Origin of the sequence: Gracilibacillus sp. HCP3S3_G5_2, assembly GCF_052063305.1 — a bacterium.
GTDB lineage: Bacteria > Bacillota > Bacilli > Bacillales > Amphibacillaceae > Gracilibacillus.
Genome location: NZ_JBQHXU010000004.1, coordinates 98,257 through 122,625 on the forward strand (window position 1 = coordinate 98,257; position 24,369 = coordinate 122,625).

Annotated in this window: 22 protein-coding genes and 1 pseudogene; 6 read left to right on the top strand and 17 right to left on the bottom strand. The window is 37.0% G+C overall.

All coding sequences use genetic code 11. The annotated features are described in order from the left end of the window. Nucleotides 1-31: 31 nt before the first annotated feature. Genes phnC through phnE (ACTNEP_RS07580) form a run of 3 tightly spaced genes read left to right on the top strand, consistent with a single transcriptional unit; the run spans nt 32 to nt 2,404 of the window. Nucleotides 32-808: a phosphonate ABC transporter ATP-binding protein gene (phnC, locus tag ACTNEP_RS07570; RefSeq protein ID WP_441161211.1), complete on the top strand. Its 777-nt coding sequence runs from the start codon at nt 32-34 to the stop codon at nt 806-808. Beyond that, nucleotides 801-1,601 (top strand): phosphonate ABC transporter, permease protein PhnE, encoded by an 801-nt coding sequence (gene phnE, locus ACTNEP_RS07575; RefSeq protein WP_441161212.1) that lies wholly within the window; start codon nt 801-803, stop codon nt 1,599-1,601. Before phnC ends, phnE (ACTNEP_RS07575) begins: the two co-directional genes overlap by 8 nt. Beyond that, nucleotides 1,601-2,404 (top strand): phosphonate ABC transporter, permease protein PhnE, encoded by an 804-nt coding sequence (phnE, locus tag ACTNEP_RS07580; RefSeq protein ID WP_441161213.1) that lies wholly within the window; start codon nt 1,601-1,603, stop codon nt 2,402-2,404. Before phnE (ACTNEP_RS07575) ends, phnE (ACTNEP_RS07580) begins: the two co-directional genes overlap by 1 nt. Before the next feature lie 489 nt (nt 2,405-2,893). Here phnE (ACTNEP_RS07580) and ACTNEP_RS07585 read toward each other — a convergent pair whose 3' ends face one another. Further along, complete coding sequence (locus ACTNEP_RS07585; RefSeq protein ID WP_441161215.1) at nt 2,894-3,799, bottom strand: DUF1002 domain-containing protein; 906 nt, start codon at nt 3,797-3,799, stop codon at nt 2,894-2,896. Between the two features lie 260 nt (nt 3,800-4,059). After that, complete coding sequence (locus ACTNEP_RS07590; protein ID WP_441161216.1) at nt 4,060-4,437, bottom strand: RidA family protein; 378 nt, start codon at nt 4,435-4,437, stop codon at nt 4,060-4,062. Between the two features lie 106 nt (nt 4,438-4,543). Between ACTNEP_RS07590 and ACTNEP_RS07595 the strand changes: the two genes are divergently transcribed. Both ACTNEP_RS07595 and mgtE read left to right on the top strand, forming a co-directional pair. Beyond that, the gene (locus ACTNEP_RS07595; RefSeq protein WP_441161218.1) at nt 4,544-4,945 is read left to right on the top strand and encodes a secondary thiamine-phosphate synthase enzyme YjbQ; all 402 of its coding nucleotides are present in this window, start codon (nt 4,544-4,546) and stop codon (nt 4,943-4,945) included. Nucleotides 4,946-5,067: 122 nt separating this feature from the next. Beyond that, nucleotides 5,068-6,426 carry a magnesium transporter gene (gene mgtE / locus ACTNEP_RS07600; protein WP_441161219.1) on the top strand — a complete coding sequence of 453 codons (1,359 nt, stop codon included), beginning with the start codon at nt 5,068-5,070 and terminating at the stop codon, nt 6,424-6,426. Between the two features lie 284 nt (nt 6,427-6,710). On the opposite strand, the gene uxaC is transcribed toward mgtE, so the two are convergent. Beyond that, the gene (gene uxaC / locus ACTNEP_RS07605) at nt 6,711-8,111 is read right to left on the bottom strand and encodes a glucuronate isomerase (RefSeq protein ID WP_441161220.1); all 1,401 of its coding nucleotides are present in this window, start codon (nt 8,109-8,111) and stop codon (nt 6,711-6,713) included. A 79-nt stretch (nt 8,112-8,190) separates the two neighbouring features. Further along, nucleotides 8,191-9,681 (bottom strand): tagaturonate epimerase family protein, encoded by a 1,491-nt coding sequence (locus ACTNEP_RS07610; RefSeq protein ID WP_441161221.1) that lies wholly within the window; start codon nt 9,679-9,681, stop codon nt 8,191-8,193. A 139-nt stretch (nt 9,682-9,820) separates the two neighbouring features. Between ACTNEP_RS07610 and ACTNEP_RS07615 the strand changes: the two genes are divergently transcribed. Next, entirely contained in the window at nt 9,821-10,810 is a 990-nt protein-coding gene (locus ACTNEP_RS07615; protein WP_441161222.1) for a LacI family DNA-binding transcriptional regulator, read from the top strand. Between the two features lie 179 nt (nt 10,811-10,989). On the opposite strand, the gene ACTNEP_RS07620 is transcribed toward ACTNEP_RS07615, so the two are convergent. The 13 genes and pseudogenes from ACTNEP_RS07620 to kduI all read right to left on the bottom strand — a co-directional run bounded on the left by ACTNEP_RS07620 (nt 10,990) and on the right by kduI (nt 24,366). Beyond that, a complete protein-coding gene (locus tag ACTNEP_RS07620) occupies nt 10,990-11,838 on the bottom strand; it encodes a PepSY domain-containing protein (protein ID WP_441161223.1) in 849 nt (282 codons plus the stop codon). A 246-nt stretch (nt 11,839-12,084) separates the two neighbouring features. Beyond that, complete coding sequence (locus tag ACTNEP_RS07625; RefSeq protein ID WP_441161224.1) at nt 12,085-12,729, bottom strand: FMN-dependent NADH-azoreductase; 645 nt, start codon at nt 12,727-12,729, stop codon at nt 12,085-12,087. A 132-nt stretch (nt 12,730-12,861) separates the two neighbouring features. Next, a complete protein-coding gene (gene larC, locus ACTNEP_RS07630) occupies nt 12,862-13,326 on the bottom strand; it encodes a nickel insertion protein (RefSeq protein ID WP_441161225.1) in 465 nt (154 codons plus the stop codon). 147 nt (nt 13,327-13,473) lie between these two features. Continuing rightward, a pseudogene (locus ACTNEP_RS07635) lies at nt 13,474-13,698 on the bottom strand (ATP-binding cassette domain-containing protein); the annotation flags it as partial. A 215-nt stretch (nt 13,699-13,913) separates the two neighbouring features. Next, nucleotides 13,914-16,205, bottom strand: a complete 2,292-nt coding sequence (locus ACTNEP_RS07640; RefSeq protein ID WP_441161226.1) for a glycoside hydrolase family 95 protein — start codon at nt 16,203-16,205, stop codon at nt 13,914-13,916. Nucleotides 16,206-16,376: 171 nt separating this feature from the next. Next, nucleotides 16,377-17,903, bottom strand: a complete 1,527-nt coding sequence (locus ACTNEP_RS07645; RefSeq protein WP_441161227.1) for an extracellular solute-binding protein — start codon at nt 17,901-17,903, stop codon at nt 16,377-16,379. Between the two features lie 209 nt (nt 17,904-18,112). Further along, a complete protein-coding gene (locus ACTNEP_RS07650; RefSeq protein WP_441161228.1) occupies nt 18,113-19,042 on the bottom strand; it encodes an aldo/keto reductase in 930 nt (309 codons plus the stop codon). A 98-nt stretch (nt 19,043-19,140) separates the two neighbouring features. Next, on the bottom strand, nt 19,141-20,148 hold the full coding sequence (locus tag ACTNEP_RS07655; RefSeq protein WP_441161229.1) for a zinc-binding alcohol dehydrogenase family protein: 1,008 nt from the start codon (nt 20,146-20,148) through the stop codon (nt 19,141-19,143). Nucleotides 20,149-20,402: 254 nt separating this feature from the next. Next, nucleotides 20,403-21,287 carry an AraC family transcriptional regulator gene (locus tag ACTNEP_RS07660; protein ID WP_441161231.1) on the bottom strand — a complete coding sequence of 295 codons (885 nt, stop codon included), beginning with the start codon at nt 21,285-21,287 and terminating at the stop codon, nt 20,403-20,405. Between the two features lie 136 nt (nt 21,288-21,423). Next, entirely contained in the window at nt 21,424-22,266 is an 843-nt protein-coding gene (locus ACTNEP_RS07665; protein WP_441161232.1) for a sugar phosphate isomerase/epimerase family protein, read from the bottom strand. A gap of 77 nt (nt 22,267-22,343) precedes the next feature. After that, on the bottom strand, nt 22,344-22,712 hold the full coding sequence (locus ACTNEP_RS07670; protein ID WP_441161233.1) for a hypothetical protein: 369 nt from the start codon (nt 22,710-22,712) through the stop codon (nt 22,344-22,346). Nucleotides 22,713-22,740: 28 nt separating this feature from the next. Continuing rightward, entirely contained in the window at nt 22,741-23,523 is a 783-nt protein-coding gene (gene kduD, locus ACTNEP_RS07675; RefSeq protein WP_441161234.1) for a 2-dehydro-3-deoxy-D-gluconate 5-dehydrogenase KduD, read from the bottom strand. A 12-nt stretch (nt 23,524-23,535) separates the two neighbouring features. After that, complete coding sequence (kduI, locus tag ACTNEP_RS07680; RefSeq protein ID WP_441161235.1) at nt 23,536-24,366, bottom strand: 5-dehydro-4-deoxy-D-glucuronate isomerase; 831 nt, start codon at nt 24,364-24,366, stop codon at nt 23,536-23,538. Nucleotides 24,367-24,369 lie beyond the last annotated feature (3 nt).

Consider the following 24,369-nt stretch of genomic DNA (forward strand, 5'->3'; position numbering starts at 1 on the left):
CTGTTTCCATATGAATGAAAGGGGCTAGACCATGATTGAGTTCAAAGATGTCTCACTTGTCTATCCAAACGGGACAGAAGGGTTAAAAAATATTAATATCAATATTAACGAAGGAGAATTTGTAGTTATCGTCGGGCTATCCGGTGCAGGTAAATCTACTTTTATCCGTAGTATTAATAGACTTGTAACACCTACTAGCGGCTCCTTAATAGTGGATGATGAAGATATTTTAAAAGCTAAAGGCAAAGAATTACGAAAGCTCCGCACGAAGATCGGGATGATTTTCCAAAGCTATAATCTTGTCAAACGATCCACCGTAATGAAGAATGTTATTTCAGGTCGTTTAGGTTATACAGGTACTTTAAAGAGTATTCTGAACCTCTTTTCTAAAGAAGATAAGCAATTAGCTTATGAAAATTTAAAGCGTGTTAATATTGAAGAAAAATTATATAACCGAGCAGATGAATTAAGTGGTGGTCAGCAACAACGCGTCAGTATTGCTCGTGTACTGACCCAAAAACCGAAGTTAATTTTAGCCGATGAGCCGGTAGCTAGTCTTGATCCCCCTACCTCTCATCAAGTAATGAAATATTTAAAACAGATAAATCGTGAAGATAACATTACCACGATTGTGAATCTTCACTTTATTGATATGGCAATGGAATATGCGGACCGTATTATCGGTATGCGTGCTGGTGAAGTAGTTTTTGATGGACCTGCAAGTGAAGTGACTGAGCAAACATTCGAAGAAATCTATGGTCGTTCGATCCGTGATGAAGACCGTCGAGGAGGGGTGGAGGATGAGTAAAGAACCTCCCTTCGTACCAAAAGGTTTGTATCCTTCCAAAACTAAATGGATCGTTACCATTTCTCTAATAGTTGTCCTTGTTTTTTACCTAATTAGCTCTATCAAGACGGAATCATTTATTGTTCACTTTTTTGTAAAACTACCGAATGTTTTTGGCTTAGTTGGTGATTTTTTTCCACCTGATTGGGGCTATGTCAATCAAATATGGCCGAAACTGTTTGAAACAATACATATAGCTATTATTGCCACTACGATTGCCGTTATTATTAGTATTCCTTTTTCCTTATTAACGGCCAATAATGTAACGACGAATTCTTGGATCTATCAAGGAATGCGTTTTATCTTAAATATTATTCGAACGATTCCGGATATTGTATTGGCTGTTGTGTTTGTAGGACTTTTCGGTATCGGTGCTTTTTCTGGTATTGTCGCATTAATTATATTTGCGGTCGGAATATTGGTAAAGCTGATGAGTGAGGTCATTGAAACAATTGACATGAATCCGACAGAGGCAATTCGCGCATCTGGAGGGAATGGACTTCAAACGATTAGTTTTGCAATTGTGCCACAAGTATTGCCACAATTCATTTCATTCAGCCTTTATGTCTTTGAAATAAATATTCGTGCTTCATTGGTGTTAGGATTAGTTGGTGCTGGTGGTATTGGTCAATTATTAAACACACAAATCAATTTCATGAACTATCAGGCCGTTAGTACGATTATTATTATAGTATTTGCAGTCGTTGTCGTGATTGATTTCATTAGTGGTAAGTTAAGGGAGGGACTTGTATAATGAAGAAAGAATGGACCCTTCCGGAGAGACCCAAAAGTAAGCTTACCCTGTTTAAACGGATTTTCCTGACTATCGTCATTGTCCTTATTTATATTTGGACTTTTACAAGTATCGAAATTCGCTGGGACAATATTTTTAGCGAACGAACATTAGATAATTTTGACCGGATTATCCCTAAGTTCTTTCAACCAGCTATAGAAGAAACAGGTACTATTGCCGAAATGATGTTAGAGACATTGTTCATCGCCTATACCGGTTCATTAGCCGCAGCTATTATTGCTGTGCCACTTGCGTTCCTCTGCGCTTCGAATATGGTAAAAAATAAATTTTTTAATAACATCGGGATGTGGATCCTAGGTGGTATACGTGCCTTTCCTGAGATTGTCCTTGCAATCATCTTTGTGGCAGCGGTAGGACCGAATCCGTTCGCAGGGGTATTGGCCATTGCGATCGGCTCAACTGGTATGCTGGGCAAACTTTATTCTGAGGTTATCGAATCAATTGATATGCATGTGATAGAGGCATTGGAAGCCAGTGGTGCCAATAAAGTCCAAATTTTATTTTACGGAATTTTCCCACAGGTATTACCTGAATTTCTATCCTATGCGATTTATCGCTTTGAAATTGACGTGCGTGCTTCGTCCGTGTTAGGTATTGTTGGTGCAGGCGGGATCGGTACATTGATTACCTTTGCCTATCTGAACCGAAATTGGGAAGAAGTTGGAATGATCCTGTTAGTAATCATTATTACTGTAACGATTATTGACCAGATTTCAGGCTTTATCCGCAAGCGATTAGTTTAATTACTTGAGACTGGACAAACAATTCTATTCCTAAAAATGAGATTGAAACATCATCTAATTTTTTAACGTCAAATACGAGCGATGCAATAAGTATTGTTGTGCGACACTGTTCACTAGCTTATGTAGTAATATTGAGATAATGCTTGTACTTGACCATCGCTCCGGCTGCCCACTTTCCTTTCCGTGGGGTTTTATCTTCAGCTAACTTTTCCAATCAAAGCTCGCTTGGAAAAGTGGATCTTCAGATAAAACATTCCCACAGGAGTGAAAGCGTGCGGCCTCCGCTAGAAGATACATTCTACAACGCAAGCAAAATGTGCAAACCGAAGCGGTGGTTACATGTATATCAACTTTTTAAAAATACGTTAGTGCCTTGGACATAAAAACTCCCCTTAAGGAAACAGATTTTTATTTTTTATCTGTCTACCTTATGGGGAGCATATCATCATCGTTTGGATTTTTGTAATGATAAATTCTTTTGTTTACTCTTTAGTTGAACATGTTTCGGACCGAATTGAGAATTCTTTGGAAGAAGTTTTTGACTTCTTGCCAAAAGCCTTCGGTGTCGCCCCCTGTTACTTCATCTAGTTTTCCTTTAAGATCACTAACAATTGTTTCCAGCTGTTCCGAGACTTTACCGAAGTCAATATTTAAATCACGCATTTTTTCAAAAAGGTTAGTAAGCATTTCCCTGTCTTCCGGGCTTAACTCAATATTTAATTGCTCTAATTGCTCACGCACAATCCGTTCAACATCTTCTTTTGTTGCTGGATTTTGTTCAGAAATTTCACGTTTGATTTCACTTAATAGTTCACTTACTTTTTCAGGTTCTATACCAGCATCTTCTGCTAAATCTGTTGCTACATCTAATTCTTCATTGGCTACTTCCATTCGTTCCTGATCTAATGACTCTCCATCCACATTGAACGCCTTATAGATACCAGTCAAAGCCGAATGTCCTGTTACCTTTAATGGGGAAGCTACTTCTATAAGCGCATTTTCCACTCCGGCTGTTAATAAAGCATTGGCATACATTTCATTCGTTACTTGGGTAATATTCTCTGGGTTCACAATATTAACTACTACTCCATGACCTTCTTCTTTACGGGTAATTTTCGCAGAGGAATACATATTGGAGCTTGGATCCCCACCAATAAAGTTGACAAGGTCCTCTGCGGTAATAATATATTCATCTACTTGGTCAGGGTTCGTAGCGTTTAACAAATTTCTTACTTTATCTTTATCGGAATCTGAGAGTGCCTCACCGAGAACTACTTTCGGTTTACCGTATCTTTCATCGATAACATCTTCATCACCATCACTTGCTAAAGTAAATGGTGCAATTGCTAGTCCAATAAAAGTCAAAACAATAAGCATCCATGTTAGTTTTTTCATAGATTTACTCCTTTTCACCATAGTACTTACTCTTATATTATGATAGATTTTTATAATTATGGGAAGAAATTTATCCTTTTTTATATACTTTTTCCTAAAATAAAGCTGTCTAACCCCAAAAATTGTAAAATTCTATTCATTTTAAAAAATCAAGGAGAATGGGAGTCAAACTAAGAGTCTTCCGCTTCTTACACTCACTTCACTTTATTTCCAACAAATAAAAACTCCCGGCTTCTGAACAGGCCTGGAAGTTTCTTCACTTATTTTTTTGCAATTACATCCATTTCCACACCAACACCCTTAGGCAACTTACTTACCTCTACAGTGGCTCTAGCTGGGTATGGCTCCTTTAAAAATTTTGCATATGCTTCATTAATGGTGGCGAAGTCGTCCATATTGGTAATATAAATTGTGAACTTGACAACATCGGCGAAACTCAAGCCTGCTTCTGTCAAAATCGCCTCAAGGTTTTGCATTACTTGTTCCGTTTGAACGGCAATATCTCCCTCTACTACTTCCATCGTTTCCGGATTTAATGGGATTTGCCCCGAAACAAAGACGAAATCTCCTGCATCTATTGCTTGTGAATAAGGACCGATTGCTTGGGGAGCTTTATTGGTATGTATTGCTTGAACCATATTTCCTTACCATCCTTTCCATATTTGTATTTACAGAAAATTTTAACATATAATTGATTTTTAGTAGAATATATATTATACCATATTTTTAAAAAGGATGATGAAAATGGAAAAGACCTTCCCTTTAAAAACGAAAAACCATGATCAAATGATTGATATCACATCAGAAGTAGCACAATTCCTCCGCGAGCAAAATATCACTAATGGTATCGTAATTGTATCTTCACTCCATACCACTGCAGGAATTACCGTTAATGAAAATGCTGATCCTGATGTAAAAACGGACTTTTTACGTAGACTACGTGAAGTATACCCATGGGAACACCATGAGGATTTACATATGGAAGGTAACACTGCAGCACATCTCAAGGTAAGCACCGTCGGTCATAATCAGACAATCGTTGTCTCCAATGGACGTCTCGTATTAGGAACATGGCAAGGTATTTATTTCTGCGAATTTGATGGACCACGAAATCGGAAATTTCACGTCAAAGTAATAGAAGGATAGTGCTTCTCTCAAAAAAAGCTGCTTTCCACATGACCATTCCTATACAAGCGAAGATTTTTTACATAACTGCTACACCAGGTGGAAACCTATAAGGAAAATCTGTTAAAGAAGGAGGGGGTAAAATGACGGTAAATATGACAAAAAATGAAAACTCACTGGCTATCATTCAAGCATTAAAAGATGGAAAGAAAGACGTACTACAAGATCTTATTGATGAATTACAGCCATATGATATAGCACAACAATATCACAGTCTACCACCAAAACATCGCAATAAATATCTGCTTTATTTGTCAATTGAACAGTTAACAGACCTTTTGCAAGAGCTTGATAAAGAAGAACAGCTATCTGTTATTTACAAATTAGGAATTGAAAAATCCTCGAAGGTATTTGACCTAATGCAAAATGATGACTTGGCTTCTCTTCTTACAGATTTAGAACCAGAAAAAATAGAAGAATTATTATCGGAAATGAAAGAGGAAGAGTCAAAGATTGTGCAAAACCTAATGAACTATCCGCTTGAAACAGCCGGTAGACTTATGAACAATCGCTATGTATGGATTCCTCAGCATTTTACGATTCGTGAAGCAGTTGATAAGTTAAAACACTTTGCCGAACTGGCGGAATATCTTAACTACCTGTACGTGATTGATGAGAATAAGAAGCTAGTAGGTGTCGTATCTTATAAAGATTTACTATTGGCAGATTTACACGACAAAGTAGAAGAGGTCATGTACCGCAGGGTAGTAAAAGCTGACGTATATACGGATCAAGAAGAGATTGCGAAATTGATCAGCCGCTATGATTTTGTATCCTTGCCTATTGTTGAAAAAGATAATACGTTAGTAGGGATCGTTACGGTTGATGATGTGATCGACGTGGTGATGCAGGAAGCAAATGAAGACATTGAAAAATTATCTGCCTCCGGTAAAGCGATCAACTTTAACACAAAGCCTCTTGTCGCTGCTTATAAAAGACTTCCCTGGTTAATTCTTTTACTTTTCATTGGCCTTATATCCGGCAGTATTATTAGCACCTTTGAAGACACTTTGCAGTCTGTGGTGGCATTAGCCTTTTTTATGCCGCTCATCGCCGGCATGACAGGGAATACCGGGACACAATCATTAGCAGTCGTTGTTCGCGGGTTAGTTTCAGATGACTTGAATCTTAAACAAGTACTTAAATTAATTCTTCGTGAATTATGGGTCGGTGTAATTATTGGTATAACCTGTGGCCTTATGATTGCCATCATTGCTTATTTATGGAGAGGAAACATGACACTCGGATTAGTGGTAGGCAGCTCCTTACTTATTACCTTAATAATTGGAACATTAGCTGGTACGATTATCCCTTTGATTTTATATAAATTAAAAATTGACCCTGCTGTCGCTTCCGGCCCACTTATTACGACCATCAATGATATTTTTTCATTATTGATTTATTTTGGTATCGCAACAGCATTTATTACGCAATTAACATGAGGAAAGTGAACATTCGCTATTAGAGTTGTAGTATGAGAGACATGACTTGATTGGAGTCTCGCAAGTTTATTCGACTAATCATTAATTACAACCAGCGAAGTGCAGGTAAGCTTTGAGTAGATGTTGAATTATGGCCTTTGGTAAGTGCGTCATAAGCTACCTTAGCGGATAACAAACCCTTTTTGAAAGTTTGAAAAAACGCTCTAGATAAGTAATGAACTGCACCTCCATTGTTAGTAACACAAACAAACTTGGAGGTGCAGCTCGTATCTAAACGCTTTTAATTAAAAATTAAAATACTCTTTTGCATTGTAATAGGAAATATTTTGGACAATCTCTGCTAGTGTTTCTTCATCATTTGGATATTCCCCGTTTTCTACCCATTCACCAACTAAGTTACACATAATACGGCGGAAATACTCGTGGCGTGTATAGGATAAAAAGCTGCGCGAATCGGTAAGCATACCAATAAAGCGGCTGAATACACCTATATCGGCAAGTGTCTCCATTTGATTGATCATACCTAGCTTCGTGTCATTAAACCACCAAGCAGTTCCAAATTGCATTTTTCCTGGAACGCCTCCACCTTGGAAACTGCCAATAATGGTTGCAATCGTTACATTATCTCTTGGATTTAAAGAGTAAAGAATGGTTTTCGGTAAAGCATCAGCTTTATCCAGTGAATTAAGCAGTTTCACCAATGGCTGTGCTAATAAACTATCATTCATTGAATCAAATCCTGTATCAGGACCAAGCTGATTAAACAGGCGAGCATTGTTGTTACGGTGAGCGTTCATATGATATTGCATCGCCCAGCCTCTTTTATGATATTCTTTACCTAAAAAGGTAAGGGTAAAAGACTTATATTTTTTCTCCTCTTCCAGAGATACCTGCTCACCTTTTAATGCTTTGGCAAAAATAGCACTGACTTCCTCTTCTGTTGCCTCTTCATACATCACTTCGTCTAAAGCATGGTCGGAAACTCTACCACCTATTTCATGGAAGAAGTCAATACGGTTTCGCAATGCCTGCTGAAAAATTTCATAAGAATCGATGGTCAAACCTGAAACATCCGCTAATTTTTGTACCCAGCTTGTAAAGCCGTCACGATTAATTTCCAATCCTTTATCAGGGCGATAGCTTGGTAATACTTTTACATCAAAGGATGGATCAGCTTTGATTTTTTCATGATACTCCAAAGAGTCAGTTGGATCATCTGTTGTACAAACCACTTCCACACCGGATTTTACGATAAAGTCACGAACATTCCATTCTCCACTATTTAACAAGTTATTAACCTTTTCCCATATAGCAGGTGCGGTATTTTCGTTAAGTGGCTCTTCGACGCCAAAATAGCGTTTTAATTCTAAATGTGTCCAATGATAAAGTGGATTACCGATAAGCTGTGGAACTGTTTTTGCCCATGCTAAAAATTTATCGTAATCACTTGCATCACCTGTTACATATTTTTCTTCTATACCGTTCGCTCTCATTGCACGCCATTTATAATGATCGCCGTATAACCATACTTTCGTAATATTTTCAAATTGCGTATTCTCATAAATTTCTTGTGGACTTAAATGGCAATGGTAATCGATAATCGGTAAATCTTTGGCATACTTGTGATACAATGTTTCCGCCGTCTTGTTAGCTAATACAAAATTATCATCCATAAAGGATTTCATCTTATCCCCACTTTCCTTTCTATTCACTTTCATCAACCACAAAACATAGATTCCGTCCTTATCAGCTTGTCATAGCTTCTTATAATCCCAATAAATCTAAGTGTCGACCGATATGTTTTACTAATGCTGCCCGGTATGCATCTTCATTTTTCATTAAAGTAGTAAAAAATTCGGTTCTAAACAAATCATTGCCTGATTCATCTTTAGCAGTCAAGAGAATTCCATATGTAACATGGAATAATTGGCGGGATGCGTCATGATCCATATAGGATGGAAGATCTTCATCTTTCATTTCATTTAATGATGCTACACTGTCTAAGTCTGGTGTTACATGATAGTACTGCAATGTCTCTTCAAAATGCTCCTCTGCATAGACATGCATCCGACGATAAAGGTCAGGATTTACTTGTGCAATTACCCGAACTGCTTCAAGCCAGTTAGTACCTGCCGTTTTAATGTGCAGTAAACCTTCTGTATACTTTCCAATGATCGGGAATACACTGAATTTGTCACTGCCAGAGTGAATACTTAACTTATAGCCAAAGTATTTAGCAATTTCGGCATGTGCTTGCAGCTCTTTCTCAAATTGGGTAAGATCACCAATATAATCAATTCCCTTTTGGAACTCACCACAGAATCGAGGAGCTAAACTTTGAACTGTAACGCCTCTTCTGCGAAGTTCTTCTGCAACAAAAAAGTGAGCTTCTGGCGCCGTAACCGTCTCTGTTTCATCTATAGAGATTTCAAAATCAATAGCTTGCTCCGCTTTCGAAATATGTTCTTTATAAACATGTTCCATAAAATCAATCGCTTCACCATAAACAAGCACATTTTTATGGAGATTTGCTTCATCAAACAATATCTTTTGGCCTTGAATATTAAATGTATGGTTTAAATAATGGCTATTAAAATACTCTTTACGATCTACAGGTAAAGCTGCATATTCTTTATCAATATCCTCTGCTGTCAGACCTTCGACATCATTGCGAATCTGCTCAGAACAATCTAATGTAATAAATGAGAAGCCTAAGTCTAAAGCGTACTCAATATCTTTTTCCAGTTTAATATGATCGGCATCCGCCCCATATCCATCCTTATAGCCCTCTTGAAAAACAGCGAAAGTAGCTGCATCTAAAATGTCTGTCATGGTACGGTTTAATAGGGTTAATTCCCGAATACTTTGTTGAGCGAGGATTGGCTTTACTTTTCTTTCTTGAACCGTTTCAATATGTCCTGGTGATGCTATACCTAAACGATCACCAAGCCCCATTGTGGCAATATCCGTTCCAAATGCCTTTGGTTTTGTATAATCAAAGAATTGGTTCAAGACTTTACTATTTCCATGTGTTAATGGACACACTTTCCCATTTGCAACTACATCTCCTTGTAAAGCATCAAATAAAGGACCTTCGCCTGCTACTACCAGGTACTTTGTAGTATCCGACTTCACCATCACAACAGAAGCATTATCCTTCTTTTCAAATGACTTCTCATAGACTTGAATTACTTCCGACGAATCAGGCAACTGTCCCGCTTGTAACGCCTCCACTACTGTTCGAAATTGTTCCAACTATTTCCACTCCTTTTTGTTAACGGTTGCATATTTTCGTATAAAAATAATAACAACGTTGTTATTTTTATGATATACTATTTAAAAATAGAACACAACTATAAATTATTAATTTTAAGAAAGTTAAAGGTGATCAATCATGAGTGTAACGATAAAGGATATCGCAAAAGAAGCTAATGTCAGCTACTCTACTGTATCGAAAGCATTAAATAACAGTCCGCTTGTAAAGGAAGTGACAAAACAAAAAATTCTGCGTGTCGCAAAGGAAATGGGCTATGAACCTAATTTAGCTGCAAAACAATTGGTTCGAAAAAAGACAGAAGTTATTGGATTAATTTGGCCAACTATTGAAAGAATTGTGCTTGCAACTTTAGTTACGAATATTAGTAAAGCATTTGAATCTACCCCTTATTCGATGATTTTGTCAGTAGATTCCACTGATACAGCGATGGAAACCTTTAAAAAATTTCAAGTCGATGGCATGATTGTCTTCGCTGAATCCGAAAAGATGATTCCTGAAGAAAATATTCCTTTTGTTGCGTACGGAGTATCAGGAAAAAAAGAGGTAACCTACCCAATCATAGATGCTAATCATGAACAAGCAATGAAAAAAGCCGTACAATATTTATATGATTTAGGACACCGGAATATTGCCTATGTTGGGTTAATGAATACGGAGGATGCTTTGCAAAATGAAAAAGTAGAAGGATATCAAAAAGCAATGAAACAAATGGGCCTGACAGAACAGAGTGTTGCCACTACTGGTTTAGATTGGTTCGATGGTTATCTTGCCGTAGACGATGTCTTACATTTAAAGAAAAGGCCAACAGCAATCATCGGTGGGAGCTATGATGTGAGCAGTGGTATTTTACGTGCACTACAAGAAAAAGGGCTAGGCGTACCAGATGACTTTTCTTTAATCAGTTATGACAATATACCTCAAATGGAAACAACTGAAATTCCAATGACTTGTATTGGGGTACCTGTTGATGAGCTCGCAAAGGAAATCGTAGATGCTGTTATTCATCGCATAGAATCAGAAGAAACGAAGATGGTTAGAAAATTGAATCCATCACTTACTGAACGAGAAAGCACCGGGCCAGTGTCACACGATTTTACTAAAAATTAATTACCGGTAGGTAAAACCATAGGCTGAGTGCTTTAAACACCCAGCCTGTTCTTATAGTATAAAAATTAACGTCATCTCGAAGTGACAGATCATGCACCTTACCTACTTATGAGAAAATTGTAAGCCTTCTTTTTCAGCTATTTTTCCGTAAAAATTGGCCATAATCTATCGAGATAATGTTAGTCATCGTAATTTACTTTAAGGATCGCTCCATTAATTGCATCTATTTCTAATTCTACCTCACCTTTACCTGTACGAATCTCGATTTCATAGATGTATCGATCATCATCTTCATCAAGTTCTAATTCTTTGATTTTTCCATTAAATTTCTCTAACGCAATCGAGCGTGCTTGATCTGTTGAAATGAGGCTGTTCTTGTTGTCTGAGGAATGATGTTGCTTAGCACTGTCTCCATCATCATCAACGGACAGGTAAATAATCTCACCAGAATAGGCATCTATCTCTAACTCTACTTCTCCATATTCCGTTCGTATCTCCAGCTCATAATAGTATTGACCATCGTCTTCATCCAACTCAAGCTCCTTGACGATTCCTGGATACTCTTTTGTAGCTATTGATTGGACTTCTTCTGCTGAAATCAACTTACTTTCTGAACTTTTGGAAGTATGCTTATTATCAGACTGATTGTCATGATCATTACTGTTTTTGCCTTTATTATCAGAAAGGGCTACTGTTGTGACTTTGTTGTTAGCTTCTTCACGATCTGTTGTAGGCTCTTTACTTGTTTTTCGTTCTTTCTCTTCTAAGCTAATAATTTCACCAGTTTCGGCATCTACTTTTAACTCAAACTCTCGATTTTCTTTTTCGATCTCCACCTCATATAGTTTTTCATTATCATCTAATTCAAATTCAACAATCTCTCCAGGGAACTTAGCAGTTACCTTCTCCTCTGCTTCTTCTTTTGATAAATAAGCGCTAGCCGGAGTAGCAGAGAATTGTACTGCCGCTAGTAAGACCCCTATTACAATCAATCCTGATACAATCATAAAAAATGTTTTATTTTTCACTTTATTTCCTCCTCACTTGTTGTTAGTTATATATTATCCAAGGAAGATGAAGAGAAGCTTAGAGAAAAATGAGAAAACAATGAGAATATAAACTTTTTCTCCATCAAGAAGAATTTGAGGCTCTAAACATAATCGAAGAACCCCATCTGTACGGTGGGGTTTTCCCTGTTCATCGACATAAATTAGACCCGCTTCGAACATGTACGAAAAGCGGGCGAATACTCTACTTATATGTCTATTATCCTCTTAAATGCTAAGAGCTAATTCTGCTAATCGTTGTGCAGAAGCTTTGACCTCTTCTAAACCAGCAGCAATGATTTCCTCACTTTTATCTGGCATAGCATTATGGCCTTCAATAATTACTTCATCGATTATTTGCATACCAAACACACCGCCAATTACATTGCGCATATAGTTTACTGCCATCTCCATTGGCTCAGTCTCAGGCGTGGAATAAATGCCACCACGAGCGTTCAGAAAAATAGCTTTTTTGTCTGTTAATAAGGGAATCAGGTTTCCTTCGACATCATATTTAAAGGAAAAACCAGCAGCATATACATAATCAATGAATGTTTGTAGTTTAGCTGGGATCGTTAAATTCCATAATGGGAATGCAAATACGACAACATCTGCAGCTGAAAGGAGATCCATTGCTTTTTGTTTTGCAGCTAACAGACGTGATTCACCATCGGTTAATTCTTCTTCATTTTGGACTTTACTGAAAGCGTTGAATAATTCCTGGCCAAAAAATGGTGTGTCTTCTTCATACACATCGTAAGTTGTGATATTTACGTCTTTATTCTCCAGCTCAGCCATAAACGCATGGTACATTTTGCTGGAAATTGCCTCTGTAGAAGGGCGATTATTTGCTTTTACTACTAGTATATTCATGTTGAAAACTCTCCTCCGTTACCAATCTATATGTGTTAAAATTGATTTAATTATTTGTAAAACCATTTTGCTAGTCGATTTTCGATTTTAACACAAAATAATGGAGAGAGAAACTAATTCACACTTTTGTACTTATTTTAATTTTTTCCAAACAATATGATAGATATCCTTCAAAGGGATACCGTGCTGCTCTGCTATTTTTTTACAATCCTCATATTCAGGAGAAGCTTTCACAACTTTTCCTTGTTGCATACCCTCCTTTACCGTAACGGGCCCCCAACCTGTTTCGACTGTTCTTGTTCTTCGCTCCATTCGATATACCGTCAACGGATAATAGCGAATACCTAACGTTGTCGTTTCAGATAACAAAATGTCCTTTATGTCAGTTAAATGATTTTCGCTACATAGCAGTTGTAATTGTACCGCAGGTCGATTCTTCTTCATATAAATCGGTGTGTAATACACATCATTTGCACCTGCATCAAACAGCTTGTCCATCACATAACCGAGCCATTCACCTGGTGTGTCATCTAAATTCACTTCGACTTTAATCATATTCTCGTCTGTATGTTCATGGTTTGGCGGATGTTTTCTCATTACTTTCCCCTCCATCCCTCTCCTCAATCAGTATGTAATATCTTTATAGTCTGCTAAAATACATGTAAGAAATTGCTTCGTTCATGGTTCTTTTGGTGTTCAAGCACTTCTTCTGGATTTCCACAATATAACCACCATTCATAAAGATTTCTTTATGACACTAAGTACCTCACTAACCAACTCAGGATCAAAAGTGCAGATGTTGGCATATTAACTCTAATTCAATACAAGTGCACGTGCAATACCTACACGCTGCTGCTGCCCACCAGATTATTAATACGAATATAAATTCATCTTGTCGTGTAAACCAACTTTTGTCAACAATTGTGACGCTTCTTTTCTCGCTACTTGCTTGTCCTTCTTTTGCACAATAGCAGTGTATATACAGCCTGCTTCACATTGACCTCTAATGTACCGTCTTCCTTCATTTCTGTTAAAGCCTCATTAAATGCTTCTACCACACATAAAAAGAGAGAAGTGACTATTCATGGTTCTAGTCTCTTCTCTTTTGAGGTAATATCCTTAAGGATACTACTATTTTTATGTTTTTGTCATTTTTACTGATCAAACCAATTACCGATATTTCTTTAGGAGCGGAACGAAAGGTAATAAGATTTACTGTCTTCTACAGGGAATTCAAATAAACATGAGTCTTTTTTTGTAACGTTATGGTTATCTATAGATACCTCTACAGGATATGGTACTCTTACACGACAAATCCCTGATTGATTCGAAGTAATAGTCGCATAAGTTAATTGATGATTTTCCCATTTGAACTCCACCTCATAGCCGCCTCTTGCTTTCAATCCTTTAACATACCCATCTTTCCATGCTTTTGGGACAGATGGTAACAGATGAATTTCTTTTTGATGACTTTGCATAAGCATCTCTGCTATGCCGGCAGTACCACCAAAATTCCCATCAATTTGAAACGGTGGATGATTATCAAATAAATTAGGTAATGTTGATTGTTTTAATAGTTCTAATACATTTTCATAGGATTTCTCTTTTTCATATAAACGTGCCCACATATTAATGATCCACGCTCTGCTCCAGCCAGTATGCCCTCCACCATGTGCTAATCTCCTATTTAGCGTAACCTTTGCTGCATTTGCTAACTCTGGTGTTGTTAAAGGAGAGATTTGGTTGCTTGGATGTAAGGCAAATAAATGTGAAATATGACGGTGACCTGGCTCTGCTTCCTCATAATCTTCTAACCACTCCTGAATTTGACCATGCTTTCCTATTTTTATTGGAGGTAGTTTGGATCTCATGTTAATCAATTGCTTTCGAAAATCTTCATCCACGTCCAGTACCTCACTTGCGCTAATACAACTAGAAAACAACGCAAAGATAATCTGACTGTCCATAGCTGGTGCTTCACATAAATTACCTTTCTCACCATTTGGTAATACATACGTATTTTCTGGGGATACAGACGGTGTTGTGATCAACACCCCTTCCTTATTTTCCACAAGAAAATCGACAAAGAATAGTGCTGCTTCTTTGATTGTGTCATACTTGTCATTTAAAAATTCTATATCTCCTGTATACTCATAATGCTCCCACAAATGTAAACAAAGCCAAGCAGCCCCCAACGGCCAATAGCTTGCTGGTGGATAAATATCTTGTGGTGCTGTATCACCCCAAATATCTGTGTTATGATGCGCTGTAAAACCTCGACAATTATACATTGTTTTCGCTGTGATTCTACCTGATTCTTTCATTTTTTCAATATGTTCTAATAAAGGTAAATGACATTCTGATAAATTACATACTTCAGCCGGCCAATAATTCATCTGTGCATTAATATTGATCGTATACTTACTATCCCATGGTGGGAGCATATTGTTATTCCAAATCCCCTGTAGTGTGGCAGGTAAGGAGTTCGGTCTGCTTGAAGCAATCATTAAATAGCGACCAAAATGAAAGTATGTATTAATCAATCCTATATCTGTTTCGCCTTGTTTCATATTGTTTAGTCTTTCATCAGTTGGTATACTCTCCTTTAAATCAGCCTGATTCGTCATATCCAGATCGACTCGGTGGAAAAGTTGTTGATAATCTTCGATATGGCGTTTCTTCAGAATTTCATAATCTGTCATCATTACCTTTTCTATTATTTGCTCACATTGTTTAATTGGATCACTATATCTAAATGAAGTTGCTGCACTGAGCAATATTGTTGCGGTACTTGCCTCATTGACACATATACGATTACCAAGTGTCTTTACTTCTCCATCTTCCACTATTACTTTTACTAATGCGGAAAAAGCAATTCCATCTTTGCCACCTGTCTCACCTGACATGACCATACTAGAATCTGAACGTTGAGCAGTAGTATCTAGATTTCGAGTATTTCCTCTATCCAAATATAACTGAAAAGATAATCCATCTGGATTTGTCGTTGTAAGTCGCATGACTAATAGTTGATCTGGATAACTTGTGAATATCTCTCTATGATACTTGCTATTATCTACTAAGAAACGAGTTGTGGCGATTGCCGTGTTTAAATCTAGTTCACGATAATAGTCGGTGACATTTTCTATATCTTGAAAATTAGTATTTACTTCACCTAATGGTTCATAATGACGCTGACTTTTCGGAATGCCAGATAAACATAGTTTTGCTAATTCCTCTGCTTCTTTAAGTCTACCTTCATGTAGTAACGCCCTTATTTCTTCCATATTAGCTAGTGCATCTGGATTTAATCGATCACGTGGACCGCCATACCAAACAGAGTCTTCATTCAATTGAATTTTTTCATTGTTTACCTGTCCGAATACCATACCACCTAGTCTACCATTTCCAATTGGTAGTGCTTCGTTCCAATTAGCAGCTGGTTTTTTGTACCAAAGCTTTTTATTTTTAGTATTCATGGTAGCACACCTTTCTTGATTGGATGAATAAATTAATGCAACTTAAATCCTATCTCTAACCATAGTTATCGAGGATAGGATTTAAGTTTTTTCGTCGTCGTACGTAATGCCTCCACTGCAAACGACAAAAAGCTACAATAAACTTAACCTTACTAACAATTGGCAAGGTTTTTAGCCCCCACTGTTTTGCTCCTGATAACTATCATTAAATTCAGCTATTACATTTGCTCCGCCAGCATCCATCCACCTCTCAATAGCAGCTTCAAACCCTGCTTCATCTATTTGTCCTAATATATATTGGTAGGTAGCATCTGTTATAATTTGTTCCAATTCCCCAGCATTAGTAGCATATGTTTCAGAATCTAATGTAACGGTTGGATCTTGAATAAGGTAGTTTTCATTATCCTTTTCTAGGTCCAATGCTTTTAAAACTGTCTCATAGTCATTATACGGTTCATATTTCCCACTTGTTTCTGGTTCACCTATTTCAAATATTTTATATGGCCTTACTTCTGCATCATACTTGTCTTGGTCAATCACTACTGCCTGGTCATCGATCAATTCATAATGTACTCCTTCTTCTCCCCATAAAGCTAGATTAGCTATTTCAGGCGTCATCAAATAATCATAAAATGCTAATATATTCTTTAATTCATCCTCCGATTCTACTGCTGATTTAGGAAATAACATTAAACTCCCATAACCAGGAATTGACCAAATGCCGTATTCACCATGTGGACCTTCTACATAATTTTGAACATCATATTCAACATCTGGGTTAATTTTAGAAGCATCATCATATATAGCTTTCACATCTGATAACGACCCTACATATATTCCGGCAGTACCATTTTTAAACATTGCTGATTGATCTTCTTTACTTGTTACTGAAAAATCTTGATTCATATATTGGTTCTGATGTAGCTCTTTCATAAAATCCATTGTGTCTTTATACTCTTGAAACATAAATTGAGGTAATAGTTCACCATCCTTTTCACCCCAATTGTTTGGTGTACCAAACCATGAGGCAATTGTCTTAAAGGATCCATATATAAGATCCCCCCGATCAGTTAAACCAAACGTATCATTTTCGCCACTTCCATTTGGATCATTTTCTGTGAATGCTTTTGCCAATTCAAAAAATTCATCAGTTGTTGTTGGTGCAGACAATCCTAAGTTATCTGCCCAATCTTTGCGATAAATAATCCCTGACCTAGATAGCGGTCGGCCTTGATACAAGCCATAGATCTTTCCATCTATTTTGGTATTTTCGATAATATCTTCTCTTAATTTGCTTAAATTTTCATATTCATCGAGATACGGACCTATTTCCCAAAACTGATCATCCCGTATGGCATCTTTAAACTGATCCATTTGTTGAAAACCAATTGCAACTACATCTGGAAGTGTGTTTGTCGCAAATGCCGTGTTTAACCTTTCGTTGTAATTATTATCAGGTATCCAATCAATTTCTAAGTTAAAATCAGTAGCATCTTCCACCTTCTTTAAGATGTTCTCATTAGGTACATTTGGTGTTAATAGATTGGTCATAAATCGAATGGTTGGACGCTCTTCACTTCCATTTTCCGCAATTTCACCCTCTTCATTTGAAGCGCTTTCATTATTGCTACATGATACTAACATGAGTAGTAACAAAATCATTCCACCCACTATAAGCTGAACCTGCCACTTTCTCATACATTGTCCTCCCCTTTTTCGGTTAATTTGGATAAATATTGTTATCATCAAGTCTACCCACTCGCTTCTGTGTCCAGAAGTTGAGCGTGGCTGATAGTGATAACATCTATCTTAAATTTAAAGGAGATGGAAGGAACTAAAAATTGTTTAAATTGATATGTTTATACTTTTTTTTGATATGCATATGCGCCCAGACCTCTCATACTATATTACTTCCAGTCAGCTCTTCCACTTAACCAAGACTTATTATGTATAGGTTTTAACATCTCTTTTACAGATTCTAACAAGTCAAGATCTATAGGTTCCTCTGTCCATTCTACATTTTGTGTTATATTTTCTACACTTGCTGTGCTAACAAGTGTAGTAGGTATCTTTTCATTATTTACCGCAAATTGAATAGCAAGCTTTGCTAAGTTCTCTCCTCTTTGTTCACAAAACAAAGCTGCTTTTTTACACGTTTTACGTATCTCTTCTGATGCAGGATGCCATTCAGCAACTGGACTGGAACTTAATAATCCCATTGATAATGGAGAAGCATTGATCAATCCCACTTTTTCTTTTTCTAATAAAGGAAGAAGAGATAAGAGTGAAGTATTGTTTAATGAATAGTGACAATAAGATAAGATAACATCTAAATTTGTAACTTTTAAAACTTTTTCGAAAATAGACAACGGAAAGCCAGAAACACCATAGTAGCGAATTTTCCCTTCTTGCTTTAGTTGCTTTAATGTCGGAATTCCCTCTTCGATCACTTGGTTATAATCCCCGAATTCAATATCATGAAGTAGTAGAATATCTATGTAATCCGTTTTTAATCGTTCCATATTCTCTTCTAAGCTTGAGATAATCCTTTGTTTCGAGAAATTAAATGAATTTTCTCCATAACGACCTGCTTTGGTCGATAAAATAAACTTATCGCGAGGAATACCTTTGACGGCCTTTCCAAGCACAGTTTCTGCCTTTGTTAATCCATAGTATGGCGACACATCTATATAGTTTATCCCTAAATCCAATGCTTGATGAACAGACCTTATGCCTTCCTTTTCATTTATTTCTCGAAACACAGATCCAAGGGAAGATGCCCCATAGCTTAAAATGGACACATTAAGTCCAGTATGTCCCAACTTCCTGTATTTCATAGACACACTCCTTTCAGTTATGTAACTTGTAGAATCTGATTGCATTTTTACCCAAAAATGAATTCTTCCTCTTTGCTAGTTTTGTTCAGAGTTGCGGATCAGCATTCTACTATAGCTTTGATCACCTTTGATTCAGGTTGTAACCATTTCTGAAAGTTGCTATCCACCTCTTCAAACTTTGATCGGTGAGTAATATATTGACCAACCGCTATATTTCCATTACGTATTACTTGCAGAACATGCAGAAAATCTTTTTTAGTCGCATTACGACTCGCTAACAAGCTAATTTCTTTCTCATGGAAGGATGGATCAGAAAACACGATATCTTCCCTCACTAAGCCAACAAAGACTAACTCACCTCCATGTGCAACAAAACGAAAAGAATCCTGCATAGATCTTTTATCTCCTGTTGCATCAAAGACTATTGTAGGCATTTCACCATTTGTTACTAGTTTTATCGCTTCACTTGGTGAATGAAGAGCATTAATGGTTTCGTCCACTTTTGCCCATTTCCTGCAAAACTTCAGCCGGTTTTCATCGATATCCATAGCAATTACTCTAGCTCCTTCTTGCTTTGCAAATGCCATTACACCTAAACCAATCGGACCAGCGCCTATTACAAGTGCTGTTTTATTTGATGTAATACTAGATCTTCTAACAGCATGTGCTCCAATACTAAGTGGTTCGATTACGGTTGTTGCATCTAACGATAAACCATTTGTCTTTATTAGATTAGAAATGGGGACAGCTATTCGTTCGCACATTCCACCATCAACATGTACACCAAGAACTTTCATTTTTACACAACAATTTGTTTTACCCGATTTACATGCTATACATTTACCACAATGCAAATACGGGATAATGGAGACTTGATCACCTCTTTTTATTACTTTATCATCTATATTTTCGACAATGCCTGCTAATTCATGTCCTAAAATACGGGGATACTGGATAAACGGTTGATTGCCACGATATGCGTGAATATCAGTTCCACATATACCTACCTGTTTAATCCTGACAATAGCTTCCCCCTTTTTTGGCAATGGAGATTTCTTTTCTTTATATGTAAAACTTCCTGGTCTATCACACACAATCGCTTTCATATACCAAGTCCTCCTTTGTATTTATGATAACAAGGAAAAAGGGAAATAAATATTGTCTATCTTGCTTGTTCTGTACCGTTTTTTGATGTTAGCGATTTAATGTAAAAAACAAAGGAGAATGGAGATATGCTGCAATAACCCTAGCATCGTCATATATAATTTAATGAAAAAGATTTCAACTAGTTTCTCTAAGTGATTAAAAGAGTGGTATGGTGATACTCAACCTCTCCCTTCCACCCTTAAATATTAAACGTTTACATTAAATGATGAGATGTATGATGTTTTTTTCTATATGCTGAAGGTGTCATACCCGTATATTTTTTAAATGTACGATAAAAATGTGGCATGCTTTCAAATCCAGTTAATTCAGCAATATTATTAATTGTATAGTTATCTTCTATTAATAGCTCTTTCACTACTATTATTCTTTTTTGATTAATGTATGAAGTAACATTCATTCCAGTAGTCTCTTTAAAAACCCTACTAAGGTGCGCTGGGCTTACCAGTGCTTGATTTGCAAGTTCACTTAAAGTTAGTTTTGTGTGAATATTTCTTTCAATATATTCAAGTATTTCATTAATCCAAGAATAGGAATAAGTTTCTATTGCTTCATTCTGCTTGGATGTTGTTTTTGCAAATATTCGGTATAAATTAATAATGATTTGTTGAACGATAAGTAGAGAAGCATGCCTACAGCCTATGTCACTACTTGTGAACTCTTTATTAATACTACTAAGTTTATCTTCAAACTGCGTAATCTGATCTTGATGTAAGGTTATTTTGTATTTCTTCACTTTTTTTATCTGCTCGAACAAATGAAGAAATGAATAGGATTCCTCAACGGTGTTAGACATCAAACATGAACTATGAACAAATATAACAGAGGATGTTACTGGATTTCTTTTTTCTGGCCTTGCGTGATGGATGGTGTTATTTGGAATAATAAAAATATCACCCTTCCCCATGTCATAAAGGGTATCTTTAATAAAAAATACACCTTTGCCACTATATACATAAATGATTTCATAAAAGTCATGCAAGTGTTTTGGAAGTTCTTTTTGAGGGTCTTTAGTACTCTTATAAACAAAAGAAAACGAAGTGAAGGAGTTATCATTTGTTGTTCTATTTCGGTCTTTCATTTACTCACACCTCGATATATTCATATATGCGTGTCGCCTTAGATACAGAATAACAAATTTGTATGGAATATAAATAATAACTTTTTCAATCAAAATCTTAAGAAGTAGATATTTCAGAGAGCTTTAGGAAGAGTAGCTATGCTCTCTGATATTTTAGCTGTAAATAACGAATACTATCATCAATAAATGGCTCTTTCGTATTTTCTAGAAGTACTTCGATATATGGCTTATGCTCTTTTAACCATTCGAAGAGTAATTCGTAATTTAATAAACCCTTGCCAACGGGGACCATCTTGATCCAGTTATCTTTTATAACAAAATCCTTTGCATGAATTGCTACGATACGATCCCCGAACAGTTCAAATGATTCGGCAAAAACTTGTTCTTGCTGCTCGTAGTTTACCATCGACATAAAATTGGCTGGATCAAAAATAACTTGTAAATGATTGGAATCTACTTCGTCTATTAGTCGTTTCATTTTTTTTGGAGTATGAATGGGATGGTTAATCCCGCCTTCTATCCCAACAATAACGCCCCACTTTTCTGCTTCATCTGTTAATTCCTTTACACTGTTTACCACTTTCTGAAAAGCTTCTTCGGTAAAATTTGCTTCCGTATAACCCATTTTTTCATTCACATTACCTGTCTCGGAAGCGACAATACTGCAGCCGAAATCTCTAGCAAAACGGATATGTTCCTTAAACCTAGTTAACAATTGTTCACGTTTTACCGTGTCAGGATGAATCATATTAATATAACAACCAAGTATCGCTATATCGACATTATGTTGCGTAAATGCATGATGAATATATTTTGCATAACCTGGACTCAATGTCCCAGTCTCTGTTGGCAATTTTTTTAAAGATTTTGCTAATGCTAATTGAACAGCATGTAATCCTTTAGAAGCAACTTCCTTTGCTATTTGTTGTGGTTCTGTATAGTCTACATCATGACCACGAATGCCTAAATTTAACTGCATATTATTAACCTCCTTTTTAAACACATGTGCAATACTTTTATACAAGTGAAACAGAACTAACCAATATGTAAATTAGGCTAGCTCTGTTTTTGAATAACTTTCACTGTCGAGATAATGGACATTTTTTTGCTTTTCTCCATGTTTTGTCCTTCATCCCGCTTATGATAGACACTTTTTCTGCTTTTCTCCACGTTTTGTCCTTCATCTCGCTTATGATAGACACTTTTTCTGCTTTTCTCCACGTTTTGTCCTTCATCCCGCTTATGATGGACACTTTTTCTGCTTTTCTCCACGTTTTGTCCTTCATCCCGCTTATGATAGACACTTTTTCTGCTTTTCTCCACGTTTTGTCCTTCATCCCGCTTATGATGGACACTTTTTCTGCTTTTCTCCATGTTTTGTCCTTCATCTCGCTTATGATGGACACTTTTTCTGCTTTTCTCCACGTTTTGTCCTTCATCCCGTTTTGTATATTTATCTAGCTAACCAACCACCGTCTACTGCTAGAATGTGTCCGTTCATATAATCAGATGCTTTACTCGCTAGATAGACTACTGTTCCCATTAAGTCACTAGGATCTGCCCAGTATCCGGCTGGAATTCTCGAGAGGATTTCTGCATTACGCTTTTCGTCTGAACGAATTGGTGCGGTGTTTTTCGTTGCAAAATATCCTGGTGCAATAGCATTCACTTGTACGCCATGTTCCGCCAACTCATTAGCAAATGATTTGGTTAATCCAGCGACCGCATGCTTACTTGCGGTGTATGGCGGTATAAATTTACCACCTTGAAATGACAGCATCGATGCAATATTAATAATTTTTCCTGCACCCTTTTCAACCATTACTTTCGCTGCCGCCTGACTAAGAAAGTACACGGCATCGAGATTTAATGCCAATACATCATCCCAATCCTTATCCTTGAATTCAAGGAGTGGGCTTCGTCTGATTGTACCTGCATTATTCACAAGTATATCTACTGTACCATAGGTATCAACACAAGCAGGCACCACCTGTTGTAACTGCTCACGATCCGCCAGATCAGCCTGGAAAAATGCTGCTTTGCCCTCGATATTGGTTAAATATTCTTTCGTTTCGTCCCAGTTGGTGCCGTGTGTGACGACAAACACATTGGCACCAGCTTTAGCTAAGGCTACTGTATAAGCCTGACCAAGACCAGTATTTCCACCTGTTACAATCGCTGTTTTGCCTTTTAATGAAAAATAATCTAGCGAAAAATCCTGTAACCCTGCACCCATAAAGCATCCTCCTTAACGTAATTGATCCATTTTGATGTGATCCATGTCATCATACGTAATGTTCTCACCGCACATACCCCAAATAAAGGTATAGTTACTGGTAGCCGTTCCACAGTGGATCGACCAGCTTGGCGAAATAACTGCTTGTTCATTCTTTAGGATAAGGTGTCTTGTTTCACTTGGCTCACCCATAAAGTGGAAGGCACGAGTATCCTCTTCCATATCAAAATACAGATAAACTTCACTACGGCGATCGTGTGTATGAGCCGGCATTGTATTCCATACGCTTCCCGGCTGAAGCATTGTTAAGCCCATTTGTAATTGACAGCTTTCACATACATTAGGATGAATATATTGATGAATTTTTCTTTCGTTTAATGTGCCTGGTTCTCCAAGCTCTAATGGCTTAATATCTTTTATATCAATTTTCACTGTCGGATACGTATGGTGTGCTGGTGATGACAGCGTATAAAATTTTGCCGGTTTAGCCGGATCATGGGAGCCGAACCATACTTCCTTCGTACCTCGGCTGACATATAATCCGTCATGACGCTTCATCTCATGACGCTCACCGTCTAATACGACATAACCATCATTGCCGATATTGATAATACCTAGTTCTCGACGTTCTAAAAAATAGCTGACACCTAATTGCTTATCAAGCTTAATGGTTAGCTCCTCAGCTGCTGGTGTTACACCACCAAAAATCATTCTATCCACATGTGTATAGGTTAAGTGCACTTTGCCTGGCTCAAATAGTTTCTCCACTAAAAATTTCTCACGTAACTCCTCGGTATTATATCTTCTGATTTCCTCCGGATGATTGGCATAACGTATGTCCATTTT